The organism is Planktothrix serta PCC 8927 (genome assembly GCF_900010725.2).
Classification (GTDB): Bacteria; Cyanobacteriota; Cyanobacteriia; order Cyanobacteriales; family Microcoleaceae; genus Planktothrix; species Planktothrix serta.
The window spans coordinates 1-14,383 of record NZ_LR734874.1 but is presented as its reverse complement, the minus strand read 5'-3'; the positions used below and the strand labels follow the sequence as shown (position 1 = coordinate 14,383).

17 protein-coding genes are annotated in these 14,383 nt (G+C 40.2%); 8 read left to right on the top strand and 9 right to left on the bottom strand.

Going from position 1 to position 14,383, the window contains the following annotated elements; all coding sequences use genetic code 11:
• Positions 1-84: 84 nt before the first annotated feature.
• The gene (dxr, locus tag PL8927_RS14625) at positions 85-1,269 is read left to right on the top strand and encodes a 1-deoxy-D-xylulose-5-phosphate reductoisomerase (protein ID WP_083622831.1); all 1,185 of its coding nucleotides are present in this window, start codon (positions 85-87) and stop codon (positions 1,267-1,269) included.
• A gap of 91 nt (positions 1,270-1,360) precedes the next feature.
• Here dxr and PL8927_RS14620 read toward each other — a convergent pair whose 3' ends face one another.
• The 6 genes from PL8927_RS14620 to PL8927_RS14595 all read right to left on the bottom strand — a co-directional run bounded on the left by PL8927_RS14620 (position 1,361) and on the right by PL8927_RS14595 (position 3,942).
• The gene (locus PL8927_RS14620; protein WP_083622829.1) at positions 1,361-1,561 is read right to left on the bottom strand and encodes a type II toxin-antitoxin system HicB family antitoxin; all 201 of its coding nucleotides are present in this window, start codon (positions 1,559-1,561) and stop codon (positions 1,361-1,363) included.
• 48 nt (positions 1,562-1,609) lie between these two features.
• Positions 1,610-2,191 (bottom strand): Uma2 family endonuclease, encoded by a 582-nt coding sequence (locus tag PL8927_RS14615; protein ID WP_083622827.1) that lies wholly within the window; start codon positions 2,189-2,191, stop codon positions 1,610-1,612.
• A gap of 103 nt (positions 2,192-2,294) precedes the next feature.
• Positions 2,295-2,669: a type II toxin-antitoxin system RelE family toxin gene (locus PL8927_RS14610; RefSeq protein WP_083622824.1), complete on the bottom strand. Its 375-nt coding sequence runs from the start codon at positions 2,667-2,669 to the stop codon at positions 2,295-2,297.
• Positions 2,662-2,901, bottom strand: coding sequence for a type II toxin-antitoxin system RelN family antitoxin (locus tag PL8927_RS14605; RefSeq protein WP_083622822.1), 240 nt, complete (start codon positions 2,899-2,901; stop codon positions 2,662-2,664). The genes PL8927_RS14610 and PL8927_RS14605 overlap by 8 nt, the downstream gene beginning before the upstream one ends.
• Before the next feature lie 17 nt (positions 2,902-2,918).
• The gene (locus tag PL8927_RS14600) at positions 2,919-3,236 is read right to left on the bottom strand and encodes a hypothetical protein (protein ID WP_156093200.1); all 318 of its coding nucleotides are present in this window, start codon (positions 3,234-3,236) and stop codon (positions 2,919-2,921) included.
• On the bottom strand, positions 3,184-3,942 hold the full coding sequence (locus PL8927_RS14595) for a type I restriction enzyme HsdR N-terminal domain-containing protein (protein ID WP_083622820.1): 759 nt from the start codon (positions 3,940-3,942) through the stop codon (positions 3,184-3,186). Before PL8927_RS14595 ends, PL8927_RS14600 begins: the two co-directional genes overlap by 53 nt.
• Positions 3,943-4,472: 530 nt before the next feature.
• Between PL8927_RS14595 and PL8927_RS14590 the strand changes: the two genes are divergently transcribed.
• The 7 genes from PL8927_RS14590 to PL8927_RS14560 all read left to right on the top strand — a co-directional run bounded on the left by PL8927_RS14590 (position 4,473) and on the right by PL8927_RS14560 (position 9,558).
• Positions 4,473-5,009: a hypothetical protein gene (locus PL8927_RS14590; RefSeq protein ID WP_083622819.1), complete on the top strand. Its 537-nt coding sequence runs from the start codon at positions 4,473-4,475 to the stop codon at positions 5,007-5,009.
• Between the two features lie 105 nt (positions 5,010-5,114).
• Entirely contained in the window at positions 5,115-6,341 is a 1,227-nt protein-coding gene (locus PL8927_RS14585) for an NAD(P)/FAD-dependent oxidoreductase (protein ID WP_083622817.1), read from the top strand.
• A 99-nt stretch (positions 6,342-6,440) separates the two neighbouring features.
• A complete protein-coding gene (locus tag PL8927_RS14580) occupies positions 6,441-7,055 on the top strand; it encodes a Uma2 family endonuclease (protein ID WP_231506020.1) in 615 nt (204 codons plus the stop codon).
• Positions 7,056-7,143: 88 nt separating this feature from the next.
• The gene (gene mtnA / locus PL8927_RS14575; protein ID WP_083622815.1) at positions 7,144-8,196 is read left to right on the top strand and encodes an S-methyl-5-thioribose-1-phosphate isomerase; all 1,053 of its coding nucleotides are present in this window, start codon (positions 7,144-7,146) and stop codon (positions 8,194-8,196) included.
• A 239-nt stretch (positions 8,197-8,435) separates the two neighbouring features.
• Positions 8,436-8,744: a BMC domain-containing protein gene (locus tag PL8927_RS14570; protein WP_072720429.1), complete on the top strand. Its 309-nt coding sequence runs from the start codon at positions 8,436-8,438 to the stop codon at positions 8,742-8,744.
• A gap of 72 nt (positions 8,745-8,816) precedes the next feature.
• A complete protein-coding gene (locus PL8927_RS14565) occupies positions 8,817-9,161 on the top strand; it encodes a carbon dioxide-concentrating mechanism protein CcmK (protein WP_083622813.1) in 345 nt (114 codons plus the stop codon).
• Positions 9,162-9,333: 172 nt separating this feature from the next.
• Complete coding sequence (locus tag PL8927_RS14560; protein ID WP_083622812.1) at positions 9,334-9,558, top strand: hypothetical protein; 225 nt, start codon at positions 9,334-9,336, stop codon at positions 9,556-9,558.
• A 173-nt stretch (positions 9,559-9,731) separates the two neighbouring features.
• Here PL8927_RS14560 and PL8927_RS14555 read toward each other — a convergent pair whose 3' ends face one another.
• The 3 genes from PL8927_RS14555 to PL8927_RS14545 form a co-directional block, all read right to left on the bottom strand.
• Positions 9,732-10,292 (bottom strand): carbonic anhydrase, encoded by a 561-nt coding sequence (locus tag PL8927_RS14555; RefSeq protein ID WP_197047423.1) that lies wholly within the window; start codon positions 10,290-10,292, stop codon positions 9,732-9,734.
• Positions 10,289-11,941 carry a SulP family inorganic anion transporter gene (locus tag PL8927_RS14550; protein ID WP_083622928.1) on the bottom strand — a complete coding sequence of 551 codons (1,653 nt, stop codon included), beginning with the start codon at positions 11,939-11,941 and terminating at the stop codon, positions 10,289-10,291. Before PL8927_RS14550 ends, PL8927_RS14555 begins: the two co-directional genes overlap by 4 nt.
• Positions 11,942-12,090: 149 nt before the next feature.
• Positions 12,091-14,223 (bottom strand): molybdopterin oxidoreductase family protein, encoded by a 2,133-nt coding sequence (locus tag PL8927_RS14545; protein WP_083622810.1) that lies wholly within the window; start codon positions 14,221-14,223, stop codon positions 12,091-12,093.
• Positions 14,224-14,383 lie beyond the last annotated feature (160 nt).

The following is a 14,383-nucleotide window of genomic DNA, read 5'->3' as shown; positions in this document are numbered from 1 at the left end:
AATCCTAGCGCAATTTTAAGAGGAATTCAGTAATGGGGATCAACCATCGTACTATGGTTATATCAAATAATTCTTAAAATAAAGATGAAAGCAATTACACTTTTGGGTTCGACAGGTTCCATCGGGACTCAAACCTTAGACATTGTAGCAGAATCTCCCGAACAGTTTCGGATTGTCGGACTCGCCGCCGGACGCAATATCACCCTGTTAGCCCAACAAATTCGAGCCTTTCGCCCTCAAATTGTTGCGATTTGTGATCCCGACCAATTACCCGACTTAAAAGCTCTCATCGCCGATGTCAACCCCCAACCGATCTTGTTAGCCGGAGACGAGGGAATTATCGAAGTCGCCCGCTATGGAGACTCAGAAGCCGTTGTCACCGGAATTGTCGGTTGTGCGGGTTTATTACCGACTATTGCCGCCATTGAAGCCGGAAAAGATATCGCCCTCGCTAATAAAGAAACTTTAATTGCTGGGGGGCCCGTTGTCAATCCTTTAATCGAAAAACATGGGGTTAAATTATTACCTGCGGACTCGGAACATTCAGCGATTTTTCAATGTTTACAAGGAGTACCAAAAGGGGGATTAAGAAAAATTATTTTAACCGCTTCTGGGGGTGCTTTTCGAGATTGGCCTGTTGAGAAATTAAAAGAAGTGAAAGTAGCGGATGCGATTACCCATCCTAACTGGTCAATGGGGAAAAAAATCACCGTTGATTCAGCAACCATGATGAATAAAGGGTTAGAAGTCATTGAAGCTCATTTCTTGTTTGGATTGGATTATAATGATATTGAAATTGTGATTCATCCTCAAAGTATTATTCATTCATTAATTGAGTTACAAGATACGTCTGTTTTAGCGCAATTGGGTTGGCCGGATATGCGTTTACCGATATTATATGCCATGTCTTGGCCGGAACGAATTTATACAAATTGGGAACGTTTAGATCTGGTGAAAGCCGGAAGTTTAACGTTTAAAGCGCCGGATGATCAAAAATATCCTTGTATGTCTTTAGCTTATGCTGCGGGCAGGGCTGGGGGATCGATGCCTGCGGTTTTAAATGCAGCAAATGAACAAGCGGTTGCTTTATTTTTAGAAGAAAAAATTGAGTTTTTAGATATTCCCCGTGTGATTGAATCAACTTGCGATCGCCATCGCATTGATAACCGTCAAGAACCGACTTTAGAAGATATTATAGAAGCAGATCGTTGGGCAAGACAAGAAGTAATTGCCGCTTCTGAAAAACTCGGTCAAAAAGTTGCGGTTTAAGTTTTAGGAAAATTTGTGGGGTGCTTGACTTAACACTTAACCACCCTACAAATAGATTAGGTTACATTGTTTATACTCTGATTTTAACAATTTAGGGCAGTACGCCAATAAACTCGGTAATTGACTCTTCTTCTAATTCTTCAAGACACATTTCAATCACTTCACGGATATTTTGGATGAGTTCATCAATGGTTTCTCCTTGGCTATAGCAAGCCTTTAGTTGTGGAACTTCACCAATATAAATTCCATCTTCATCTCGTTTAATAACAACGTAAAATTCTCTATTTTTCATGATTTTATTATTACTGTTTTAGATTAATTTCTAACATTTCAAGTTTTATTATTGGTTATTGAAGTCGATATTTTCATAGAGATCGGCGATTAAAATTTGCGTTTCAAAGTTACTAAAGGATAGGGTAACATTGGGATCATCATATTCTGAAAAAATCCATTGATTGACATCAGTTTTAACATAGTGTTCGACATGAATTCGATATTGATCGATTAACAGATATTCTTGGAAAGTGGGAATGGTGCGATAGGAAGCAAATTTTTCACTACGATCATAGTTTTGGGTCGATTTAGATAGAACTTCCGCAATAAAGCCAGGATTTAATACCGTGTCTTTGCGTCCGATTTGCAGTTCTATCGGCTTTTGAAGTACCATTACATCAGGATAGGTATAGAGGCTAACCTCTGGAATCCAAAGGCGTTGATCTGTGATAAAAATGCGATAAGATTGACCTCTTAAGGCCAGTTTAAGCAAAGTGTGAAGGTTTCCTGCAATTTCGTTATGGTCGGGTGTTCCACCAGTCATCGGAATAATTTCTCCATTGCGGTATTCGTTGCGGGTTTCGGAGGCAATTTCAAGTTCTAAATATTCTTCAGGGGTGTAGTTTTTTGTCTCAGTTTGAGCAATCATGGCAGGTTGACTCCTAATCGTTTAAGTTGCTGATTGATCCCAATAGTCGCTGTCTTTTTTGATCGTTCATTTTACTCCTATTTTAGCAATTTATAGGAGTTGTTTAGACATCCTCTTTACTGTCTGTCGCCTGTTGTTCAAATTCTCTAATGATGCTCCGAATATCATCTGTGGCAATATCGACTTGTTCAGATTTGGCGTAAATCGTCAGTAAAATAATTGCCGTTGCTGTTTTGATATAGTAAATTAGACGGTAGCCACCACTTTTACCTTTTTGAATGTCGCTATTTCGGACTCTTAGCTTGAAGACTGTATAACCAATTTCCGGTATTTGATCTCCTAGTAACTCTCCGCGCTCAAGTTGTTCGATGATGGGTTGTATATCATTCCGAATACTGCGATATTTCTTAGCAAGAGTGCGTATATTTCGTTTGAATGTTGACGAAACTTCAACTTGAATTAAAGGCTGCTTAGACATCTTCAATTCCTTCCCAAAGTTGAGCAACTGGAATAGTTTGTCCAGTCATTGCTTCCTGCCAAGCTTGCCGAAAATCTGCTAAGACTTCTGCTTGATATTTATCATTTAGATCTGTCTGTTCTGGAATTAGAACAATGACTTCTACACGGCTATTTTTATCGGTTATGAGAGGATGATCCAAGGTTAGTTGTCCTTGATCATTAATCATTGCCATGACTTTAACTGCTTTCATTGCTACTCCAAGATGGTTTAAGTGGTAGTTTTTAGATTGATTCCTAACTTTTCAAGTTGTTGATTGATCCAAATAGTCGCTGTCTCTTCATCGGTTTCAATTGCTTGTTCTACTCCTATTTTAGCAATTTCTAGGAGTTGTTTGGATTTTTGTTTTTGTTCAAGAGACATAACGTATTTATCTATAATTTGCTGCTGCTTATCTCCTGAAATAAAAGGAATAACAAAGTTATCAATATCTTTTGGGTATAGTTCTGCTTGGACACTTCCTGCACTTAGTTTTTCAGTTTGAAGCCTTTTGCCCAGAATTAAAAAACTGTAATTGTCGTTTTCCACTCTGTCCCTTACGCCCAGACATCCATTCATCATAAAGTTTTGTAAAAATTAGTTTAAATACTTCTTCAAATACATCTACTCCAGCATTAGCTAATACCTCATCTTCCATTTCTGCAATTACTTCTTTAAGCGATCGCTGTTTTTCCTCTTGACTCAATTTTTTCAGATCATCTAAAGTGAAACTCTTTTGCAAAACATCCGCTAAGGTTTGATTTGCCGTCGGAATTTCAGGAATTAATTCAAAGAAATTAGGATCTTTGCGTTGATAGCGGGTAATTTGATCGCCATTTGTCCAAATACCGATCGGTGCACCCGTAGCATTACAATAGGAGCGTAACTGTTCTTTACCATCCTTCAATTTAGGTTTTTTTAGTTCGACCAGAATATAAATAGCATCCCGGCGATCTTTATCCATGATCACAATATCAGCCCGTTTTACTTCCCGCCCAAAATTCACCCCATATTCTACTTGAATACGATCAATTGGATAGTGAAAGCGTCCCGTTAACACTCGTAAATATAATTGCCGAATTGCTTCTTCTGGTGTAAGTTTAATTTCCTTTTTGCGAACCAAACAAACCGTGTAGGGAGTTTCACCACTTTTAGTGGACTTGAGGATAATTGACTGTTCTAGTTGTTCAATTTCTGTAGAGTTAAACTGTGATAGCTTGTAATTCGAGTCCTTCAAAATATAGGCTAGGTTCATGAGATACTATAGAGTCAATTTTCAAAGTTTAATCAGTTAAGAATTATAACGCCGTTAGGGAAAATCGCTAAGGGATTTTATGAATACCCCGAAGGTCTTGTCTTTAAATCATAATTCATTCTATCAGAAGCAATTATACCATGATCTTTTTCACAACTCAACCCCTGATCTATTAGATCTATCTTGAAAATTGCTCTCACAATTAGAACCGTTAGACTATTCAGTTAAGTTTTAACCTTGTAGATAGTGGATTGATGGGCGTAGCCCATCCTACTATACTATTCTTAAATAGTTTGTTGACAAACCTATAGAAATGTAAAGCCAAACTTTCCAATTTCCCAACTGTCTACTCCGCTATAAACAGATAACGCACCTGAAACCCGAATAAACTCAAGCAAAATCAGGGTTATCTCTTTTCCTAGACCCTCAGAAAACCTCATCAACCCTGTAGAACTTTGAATAGTAGCACTCACCCGCCAGAAATCAATTAAACCCTTGCGTAGAGTGAAATCAAAGCATTAGGAAAATGTATGATTTCCAACCGAGTTCGCACCTTTTTAATTGCCACAATTTTTCCCATTGTGATTAGTTTATTTATGCCAATGACGGGAAACGCACAAACACCGAGTAGTAACGGTAATACCGATATATTTATTCTAAAAACTCAAGATGCAACCCATAATATATCTGATGTTTCCGTGATTTCTCATTTTGATTGGTTTAATGATGGAGATAAAATTGGCTTAACAGATGGTATCAGTGAAGATGATTTAGACTATACAGAATTGATGGATTTTGATCAGGATGGACGGTCGGATGATGCCGTGATTAAAATCAAATCTACTCAGGAAATTTTAGGGGTCGTTTTAAATGCCGATGATTTTGTTTTAGAGGGCGAATTTGTTGTCATTTCTTCCCTGGCGACTCAACCTATTGCTTGCTTACCCAAAGCTAATATTACCACCTGTCAAGTTCCGGCTTTCAATGCTATGATCTTGCCATCTTCATCCGGTGTAAATCTATTAGAAACCCCTCAAAAGAAAGCGCAAGTCAGTCCCAAAAATTGAAGCTCACAGCACATCAACCTCTGTGCATCTACCCCAAACCCTCGGTTAAAATTAACACTAATTTGTTAAACTAGAATAGCTGTTTAAAATTGAGATTTTATTCCGATGAAACGTTTCGATGTTGTGGTTATTGGTGCGGGGCCAGCCGGAGGTCAATGTGCAAGAAAACTCACCCAAGCGGGTCAGCAGGTGTTATTAGTTGAACAACATGAAACTTTTTATAAAAATGATTTTTCCAGTGCCGCTACGCCTTTAGAAACCTTGGAAAAATTCGATTTACCAGAAACCGTGATCGGCAGTTATTGGCAAAATTTAGTCATTGTTACTACGAATGTTCAGCAAAAATGGCAGTCTCCAACTCCTTTGGGGGCTGTTTTTGATTTTGCTAAATTACGCGAATTTTTAGCCACAGAAGTTAAAAATCAGGGGGGCGAAGTTTGGATGGGATATCGTTATCTTCAGTATGTTAAAAATCATCAAAATACGATTGTTGAATTAAAGCAACGGTCTACGGGAGAAATCATTCAAGTTGAAACGCAAATATTAGTGGATGCGACAGGCCCAGCTAGGGCAGTTATGTATAATAAAAAACAACTGCAACCGAATTATTTAACCGGGACGGGAATAGAATATTTAATTGAACTTTCAGAAACTGATTATCAACAGTATTCTCAGGATTTAATTTTCTTTTTAGGTCATCGCTGGATGCCGAGGGGTTATTCTTGGATTTTTCCGATGGGAAATAATCGCTTAAAAGTGGGCTCTGCTCAATTAAATTGTTCCCATGAATGGGTTGATAAAACTCAAACTTTACGTTTCTATGTGGAGTTATTGTTAACAGATTATTTAGGGGGAATTTCCTATAAAATGATTAACCATCATGGGGGAATGTTAAAATATTGTAGTGGGTTAGAAGATCTTTATTATCAGGATAATATTATTGCTATTGGAGATGCAGTTTCAATGGTGAATATGTTAGGAGGAGAGGGTATTCGTCATGGAATGCAAAATGCTAATATTGCTTGTCAATATATTCAAGATTATCTTACGGGAAAAATAACAGATTTTGCCGGATATCGTCAGGAAATTCGACAAACATATACCCGAACTTGGAATTGGTCGGAACAAATGGGATTAAGTAAATATTTAAAATATAGTGATCAGTCTATTGATAAGGGGGTATCCTATCTCAAAGATTTATCTTTAGAAGATATGATGGCGATTTTATTTGATTATGATTTTAAACGATTATATAAAGCCGCGTTTAAATATTTGCGTTATAAAATTGCAGCGATTTGGACGAGATTAAAACTTAAACTTAATTTAACCTAGTTAAATGTTATAATGTCAGTATTTAGGTCTAAGCACTTTCTTGATTTTAACTATAATTTATCAGTATCATCATATAGATTGATTGGAGGACAAGCAACTATGACCCATGCACTAAATATAGGCATCGAAACTTCTGATAAAATCATGTCCTTGGAGGAGTTTCTCAGTTATGATGATAATACCGATGCTTGTTATGAGCTAGAGGATGGGAGACTGCTATTAATGCCTACTGAAAGCGAAATTAATCGACGTATTGCTTGTTTTTTGTTTGCCTATTTTATCCAATTAGGCATCCCATTTTCTCGATTAACAATGAAGACAGAACTTGCGGTTATGGGAAGTCGAACGACTGTGCGTGTTCCTGATTTAATAATATTAACAGAAGTCTTAGCACAGGAAATGGAGGGAGCTAGTCGTTCTTTGATTACAATAGATATGTCACCGCCTCAGATGGTGGTGGAAGTGGTGAGTCCAGGCGAGGAAAATGAACAGCGAGATTATCGTTATAAGCGATCGCAATATCAAGCACGAGGTATTCCTGAATATTGGATTATTGACCCAATACAACAACAAATTACCGTGTTTAATCTGGTGACAGGACTTTATGAACAAGCTCTATTTACAGGGGATGAGGTAATAGGTTCTACTTTATTATCAGAATATAACCAACAGTCACCTTTGACCGCATCACAGCTATTGCAAACAACAAATTAGCTTTTAATTCTTTAGTGCTTAAAGTTCAATCTAGGTTTATAATTAAATAACTGCTAACAATATTCTACGTTTAACTTTAACTGTCAAAATGACCTCAAATCTAACTCAAGTTTATCCGATTATTTGGGAAAGCGATCGCGCTTCCCTCATCGACCAAACCCGTCTTCCCGATGAATATACCCGAATAGAAGTTACAACCTATCAACAAATGGCAACAGCCATTAAAACGATGATTGTTCGGGGTGCCCCTGCCATTGGCATTGCGGCTGCTTATGGGTTATGTTTAGGCGCAAAGGAGATTAAAACTTCAGACCGTCAAGTATTTTTTAATCAATTAGAAGAAATTGCCCAAGTATTAAGAGCCACTCGTCCAACGGCGGTTAATTTATTTTGGGCAATTGATCAAATGTTAAAAACTGCAACAGAAACCCCCGGCACAATTGACGAGATTAAAACCGCTTTATTGCAAAAAGCAAATGCGATTAAAGAAGAGGATATTCAAACCTGTTTTGCTATTGGAGAAGCTGGGTTAACGGTATTACCGAAAACACCCGAAAAACTAACAATTCTCACCCATTGTAATGCAGGTGCTTTAGCAACAGGAGGCTATGGAACCGCTTTAGGAGTGATTCGTTCGGCTTGGAATTCTGGACGCTTAAATCGAGTGTATGCGGATGAAACCCGCCCCCGTTTACAAGGGGCAAAATTAACAACTTGGGAATGTGTACAAGATCATATTCCGGTGACATTAATTTCCGATAATATGGCTGCCTATTGTATGAAACAAGGGTTAATTCATGCGGTAGTTGTGGGAGCAGATCGAATTACTGCGAATGGAGATGCTGCGAATAAAATTGGAACCTATAGTTTAGCAATTGTTGCCAAATTCCATAACGTTCCTTTCTTTGTGGCTGCACCCCTATCAACGGTTGATTTTAAATTAGCAACCGGAGATGAAATTCCCATTGAAGAACGAGATGCAAGGGAAGTTTATCAAGTGGGTTCAACGCGAATTTGTCCCGAAGGCGTAGATTTTTTTAACCCCGCTTTTGATGTCACTCCCGCCGAATTAATTACCGCTATTATTACCGAAAAAGGGGCGGTTATTCCTGGGGAATTAAGACAGTTTTCTATTAGTTAAGGAACCACAAAGACACGAAGACACTAAGGAATAAAGGGGGTATTAAAGAGTTATGAATGGTTTTTAATATTGCCGTCTATCTTGAGCTTGAGTCATATTCAATTGATCATTACTCCATAATGTCCATTTTACGCTCAAAAGCCCCGGATAGCTAATAACAGCAAACCTATCTTGACAGTAACAGTACCATTCGGTCGTACAATGGTTTTGATGCGTTCCGTTCTTACTAGGAGACTTCAATGCCAGAGGCAGTTGGTGTCATACAAACCCTGGGTTTTCCAGGGGTTTTAGCCGCAGCAGATGCGATGGTCAAAGCTGCGCGAGTTACCCTTGTTTACTATGATTTAGCAGAACGGGGGGAGTTTATCGTCGCAGTTCGTGGCCCAACATCGGAGGTGGTTCCTGCTGTCCAAGCTGGTGTTGAAGCGGCAGAAAAGACGTTTGGCTGTTCACTAATTACTTACTACGTCGTTCCTAACCCCCCTGAGAACATTGTAGATGTTATGTCAATTGGCTACACAGAACTGAGTGAACGTTTCCGCACTTAAGATAATTTCTAATTTGGCGAAAACTATTCAATCGCAACACCTTTAGAGTCTAATTAATTCAGGAGAAATTAAATGTCACAGCAAGCCGTTGGAGCTTTAGAAACGAAAGGATTTCCAGGTGTTTTAGCCGCAGCAGATGCGATGGTTAAAGCGGGTCGGGTAACTTTGGTGGGCTATATTCGGGCGGGAAGTGCCCGATTTACCATTATGATTCGGGGAGATGTTTCCGAAGTTAAAACTGCGATGGATGCCGGAATTGCCGCAGTCGAAAAAGCTTATGGTGCGGCGTTAGAAACTTGGGTGATTATTCCCCGTCCCCATGAAAATGTGGTAGCTGTTTTACCGATTGATTTTAATGAGGGTGTTGAAGAATATCGGGCGGCTGCGGAAGGGTTAACGTTACCGAGAGGTCGTTAATTTAGTGATTAATAATAGGAGCAATATTAGTCTTGCTCCTATCCCCTAACTTAAATTAATTTAACTCAATGTTGGCAAAACAGTTTTCGGAGTCACGAGTTGAAATTCCGACTCTAGTGCGATCGCTCTCGTTTGGCGATATAATTATATTGAACATAATCCTATTAAGATCATGATCACATTAGAAGAAGCAATTTTAACAGTTAATCAACTTCCCCTTGAACAAAGAGAAATGTTATTAGAAATCATTAAAAATCAAATGATCGAAACTCGCAGAGAAGAAATTGCTCAAGATGCAAAAGAAGCGATCACCTCTTTTCATCGTGGAGAATTAAAACCTCAATCTGTAGAAAATATCATTTCAGAATTACAAGCAACTTTAACAGAAAATGAATGAGAGAATTAGTTTTAACGCCAAAATAACACAGAAGAAGTAATTATTTTACTTGATCTCGGTACTCATGATGAAGTTTATTAGTGCGATCGCCGATCTTGTAGGGTGCGTTAACGGAGTGGGATGATCATCAATATAATCGCAGTACAGATACGGTGATCGCAACTCCCTAATCTCTAAGTCACGAGTTGAAATTCCGACTCTAGGGTAACAAAATAAAGCTCTACATCCAGATTAGGATAACGATGATCAATCATTCTATAAGCTTGGTTTAAATAATCGCTATGCACTTGATATTCCCGTTCTGGATTTTGATGGAGGTTAGGGTCAATTAAACTCGCATAAGCTCCACAATCTTCATGATCTAAAATGATCACTTTTTCAATAGAATGGAGTTTATAGGATAAATCTAATTGATCTAAAAAAGCCGTTGATTCGGCTTCATGGGGAAAGCCAGACAGGGCTAAGGAAGCACCCGCCAGAGCCGTCCAATCATATTGTTGGGGCAAAATATTAGCCAAAAATTGCTGTTCTGCGGTCATAAACCGAAAATCAATACAACTTAAAACTAAAGCTTTGGCGTGATGATTTGCAGATAAAGCAGGTTGAGCAAATTCCAACAGAGGAATAGAAACAACAGTTGTTAAGAGCGATCGCATAAACCCACGACGACTCAACAGATGAGAGCAATTCCCCTGACAGGAACATTTTTGAATCCCCTTAAAATCATTTTTCATGTTTGAAATTCCAACACTTTTTCTTGAACAGGTTCTTGTAAAGAGCGAATGGCTGCATCAGTCGTTTCAAAACAATTATTTTGACCAATTTTATCCAAAAGACCACTCCGTTCTAAACGCTGCTGAACTTGAGGTTGTAGACCACTTAAAATCAAACGACAACCTCGACGTTTTAAGTCTTGATAGATGTCTTCGAGAGCCACTAATGCGGTTGTATCAATATTAGGAACAAACCGCAATCGTAAAATTAAATACTTGACTTGAGGTTCTTCTCGTAAGAACGTCGCAAATCGTTCCGCAGCCCCAAAAAATAGAGGGCCATCAACTCGATAAACCGCAATTTCTTGAGTTAATTCTAGTGGAATTCCCGGAGGAAAAGCTTCTGCTTCAGGAACTTTAGCCATTTCAAGCTCGCTCATCCGCTTAATAAATAAAATACTCGCAGCAATCAAACCCACTTCCACAGCCAGAATTAAATCAAAGACAATCGTGATTAACAAAGTCAGGAGCATCACCCCAAAATCAGCGTAATCTGATCTCAACAGTAAGCCAATGGTTTCCCACTCAATCATCCTAATACTCGTCACCATCAAAATTCCAGCTAAGGCGGCTAGGGGAATTTGAGCCGCTAGAGGCGCGAATACCACCACAATCAGAGCCAGAGCAACACCATGAATTACACCCGAAAGCCGGGTCTTACCCCCAGAGCGCACGTTAACCGCAGTGCGGGCGATGGCTCCAGTCGCTGGAATTCCCCCAAAGAAGGGAACAACAATATTAGCCAATCCTTGACCAATCAGTTCTCGGTTGCTATTGTGTTTATCGCTAACGGTCATACCATCAGCGACGACCGCCGACAGTAACGATTCAATACTCCCTAACGCTGCTAATGCTAAGGCGGGATTAATCAATTCTCTGAGTAAGCCCCAATCTTGCCAATGGGGAATACCATGAGGAAGGGGGAGAGATTGGGGAATTTCGCCAATTGTGTGAATATTCAGGTGAAAATAGGCCGTTAATCCGGTTGCTAAGACTAATCCCACCAAAGAACCTGGAATCAGACGGGTGATTTTTGCCCAAAATAGTTTGGTGACAATCACAACACTGGCGATGGCGACCGTTTCCCAATTAATATTTTCTAAATGGCTGAAAGTATCCAATAGTCCGGGTAGGAAGTGTTCACTTCGAGGTAAATCTAAGCCGAAAAAATTATTCAGTTGGCTACAAAAAATAATCACCGCAATCCCATTCGTAAAGCCAGTGGTGACTGGATGGGGAATAAATTTAACGACTTGACCTAATTTAGTCACTCCCAAAGCGATTTGAATGACTCCGGCCATTACTCCGGCAATCCAAACTTTCTCAATCCCATATTTACTGACAATTCCAATCAGAATCACCGCCATTGCCCCTGTAGGCCCTGTAATTTGCACCTGTGACCCCCCACACACGGCTGCTACAATTCCGGCGATAATGGCGGTATAAAGCCCTGCTTTCGGTTCAACTCCACTGGCGACCGCAAAGGCTAAAGCCAAGGGTAAAGCTACAATTGCGGCGGTAATTCCCCCGGTTAAATCACCTCGCCAATGGGTGAAAATCCTACCTAACCCAACGGGTTGTTGTTCTTGTTTAATCACTGTTTCTGTCATGGCTGTGATTGGATCTAAATTAATGTTGTGATCTAGTTTTAAAATACAGCCAACCAATAAACTAAAATACCAACAACTTAAAGAATATGCCGAATATCTTAATCTTTCAAGGGCTGAAGTCTGGAGGGATAATATTAAGTCTTTAAACCCTATTTTCTGATAAGTTGAACAGCACAAGCTTTTAATTCCGGTTGGCGGGAGTCAGGACAGGCGTGGGGATGGGTTAAATTATTCGCTTCTGCATCCTCAGCCCATAATGCCCCCCAGTGCATCGGTACAAATACGGTTCCAGGGGCGATAAAGGTGGTTACTTTAGCCGGAAATAGACAACTTCCCCGCCGAGAACGCACTTCAACTTGATCGCCATTTTCAACCCCCAAATTCGCTGCATCCTTGGGATGAATTTCAATAAACGGGTCGGGGTGCATTTGTTGAATTTTATCGGTTCTCCCGGTGCGGGTAAGGGTGTGCCAGTGACCATATAGGCGACCCGTTGTTAGCACATAGGGATAATCAGGATCACAGGGTTCGGCTAACCCTTGAGAATGATATCCGCAAAAAATCGCCCGACCGTCGGGGGTAGCAAAATGATTATCAGTATATAAGCGTTGGCGACCTGGCTCGGTACTTCCTGCGGGACAGGGCCATTGTGTTGGCCCCTGGTGTTGCAAACGCTCATGGCTTAACCCGGACAGATCACAGGGACGACCTTGGGTAAGTTGGACAAATTCAGCATAGACATCCGCCGAGGTTTGGAAAGCAAATTGTTCCTTAAACCCTAACCTTCGCCCGACTTCGGCAAAAATCTCCCAGTCATGTCGAGCTTCTCCCAAAGGTTGATCAAACCCTGGACAATAGGTAACACGGCGTTCTGAGTTGGTCATCACCCCGGTTTTTTCACTCCATTGAGTAGCGGGGAGGAGGACATGGGCGTAAGCCGAGGTTTCTGTAGGATAGTAGGCTTCTTGATAAACGGTAAAGGGAGATTTCAACAGGGCGGCTTTGGTGCGTTCCAAATCTGGCATACTCACAGCAGGGTTTGTAGCGGCGATCCAGAGAAACTGCACTTGATCTTGTTCTAAACCGATAATCATATCCCAAACGGTGCGTCCGATGTGGGGAGAAATTCGACCTTCGGGAATACCCCAAAACTGTTCAACTTCGGCCCGATGTTGGGGGTTAGTCACCGAGCGATAACCCGGTAAAAGATGGGCGAGTCCTCCGGCTTCCCGTCCTCCCATGGCGTTCGGTTGTCCGGTCAGGGAAAAGGGGCCACAACCGGGTTTACCAATTTGACCTGTCATTAAATGTAGATTAATCAGCGATCGCACTTTTGCAGTCCCTTCCGAAGACTGATTTAATCCCATTGACCATAGGGATAAAATGCGTTTAGATTGTTGCCAATAGCGGGCCGCCGTTTCTAAATCTTCGAGGGTAATTCCACACCGTTCGGCTACAATTTCTGGAGTATAGGATTGTAAAAGTTGAGCATATTGTTGAAAATTGCGCGTACATTCATCAATAAAAACCGCATCAATATCTCCCCATCTTAATAATAAATAACCAATACCATTAAATAAATCAATATCAGTGCCGGGGCGAATGGGTAAATGCAGGTCGGCGACTTGGGCAGTTTGAGTATATCGAGGATCAGCAACAATTAATTTAACGTCGGGATTTTTTTTATGATATTTGGCTAAACGATTAAATATAATCGGATGACATTCGGCGGTATTACTGCCTACAATAAAAGCACAATCAGTTAATTCTAAATCTTCATAACAACAGGGGGGGCCATCAGCACCCAAACTTTGAACATAACCCGACACGGCCGAGGACATACATAAACGAGAATTAGCATCAAAATTATTAGTTCCTAAACACCCTTTGATCAGTTTTTGAGCCACATAATAATCTTCGGTAACAAACTGACCGGAACCGTACATACACAAAGCATCAGAACCATATTCACTGCGAACCGTATTGATCCGATCTACTATCAAATTTAAGGCTTGATCCCAACTCACTTTTCGGAAAGGTTGATCTAAACTTTCTCGGATCATCGGATATAAAAGCCGATCCCGGCGAATGGATTCTGTGACAGTAGCTCCTTTAACACAGACCATGCCTTGACTTGAAGGATGTTGGCGATCGCCTCTAACTTTCCAGATCGGGTTTCCCTGTGCATCCCGTTTAATCTCTTGATCGGCCGTTGCTGTAGAAATAATTTCTAAACCACAACCCACACCACAAAAGGGACAAAGTGTTTTAATTGATTTCATTGTTTTATAAAATTTTCAAGAAATATTTGTTGGGCGACCGCCCCTAAATCCTTGGGATAAAACCCAATAACGAAAGGATTTTTTATATATAGCGCTACGCATTACGGTTAGGACATTTTTAAATCCTGAAACCCTTTCACTTCTTACTGTTCCCTGTTCC

What these genes read in the sequence shown, in the direction of transcription:
- dxr (WP_083622831.1), top strand. Translation starts at nt 85, where the DNA reads ATGAAAGCAATTACACTTTTGGGTTCGACAGGTTCCATCGGGACTCAA.
- PL8927_RS14620 (WP_083622829.1), bottom strand. Translation starts at nt 1,561, where the DNA reads ATGAAAAATAGAGAATTTTACGTTGTTATTAAACGAGATGAAGATGGA.
- PL8927_RS14615 (WP_083622827.1), bottom strand. Translation starts at nt 2,191, where the DNA reads ATGATTGCTCAAACTGAGACAAAAAACTACACCCCTGAAGAATATTTA.
- PL8927_RS14610 (WP_083622824.1), bottom strand. Translation starts at nt 2,669, where the DNA reads ATGTCTAAGCAGCCTTTAATTCAAGTTGAAGTTTCGTCAACATTCAAA.
- PL8927_RS14605 (WP_083622822.1), bottom strand. Translation starts at nt 2,901, where the DNA reads ATGAAAGCAGTTAAAGTCATGGCAATGATTAATGATCAAGGACAACTA.
- PL8927_RS14595 (WP_083622820.1), bottom strand. Translation starts at nt 3,942, where the DNA reads ATGAACCTAGCCTATATTTTGAAGGACTCGAATTACAAGCTATCACAG.
- PL8927_RS14590 (WP_083622819.1), top strand. Translation starts at nt 4,473, where the DNA reads ATGATTTCCAACCGAGTTCGCACCTTTTTAATTGCCACAATTTTTCCC.
- PL8927_RS14585 (WP_083622817.1), top strand. Translation starts at nt 5,115, where the DNA reads ATGAAACGTTTCGATGTTGTGGTTATTGGTGCGGGGCCAGCCGGAGGT.
- PL8927_RS14580 (WP_231506020.1), top strand. Translation starts at nt 6,441, where the DNA reads ATGACCCATGCACTAAATATAGGCATCGAAACTTCTGATAAAATCATG.
- mtnA (WP_083622815.1), top strand. Translation starts at nt 7,144, where the DNA reads ATGACCTCAAATCTAACTCAAGTTTATCCGATTATTTGGGAAAGCGAT.
- PL8927_RS14570 (WP_072720429.1), top strand. Translation starts at nt 8,436, where the DNA reads ATGCCAGAGGCAGTTGGTGTCATACAAACCCTGGGTTTTCCAGGGGTT.
- PL8927_RS14565 (WP_083622813.1), top strand. Translation starts at nt 8,817, where the DNA reads ATGTCACAGCAAGCCGTTGGAGCTTTAGAAACGAAAGGATTTCCAGGT.
- PL8927_RS14560 (WP_083622812.1), top strand. Translation starts at nt 9,334, where the DNA reads ATGATCACATTAGAAGAAGCAATTTTAACAGTTAATCAACTTCCCCTT.
- PL8927_RS14555 (WP_197047423.1), bottom strand. Translation starts at nt 10,292, where the DNA reads ATGAAAAATGATTTTAAGGGGATTCAAAAATGTTCCTGTCAGGGGAAT.
- PL8927_RS14550 (WP_083622928.1), bottom strand. Translation starts at nt 11,941, where the DNA reads ATGACAGAAACAGTGATTAAACAAGAACAACAACCCGTTGGGTTAGGT.
- PL8927_RS14545 (WP_083622810.1), bottom strand. Translation starts at nt 14,223, where the DNA reads ATGAAATCAATTAAAACACTTTGTCCCTTTTGTGGTGTGGGTTGTGGT.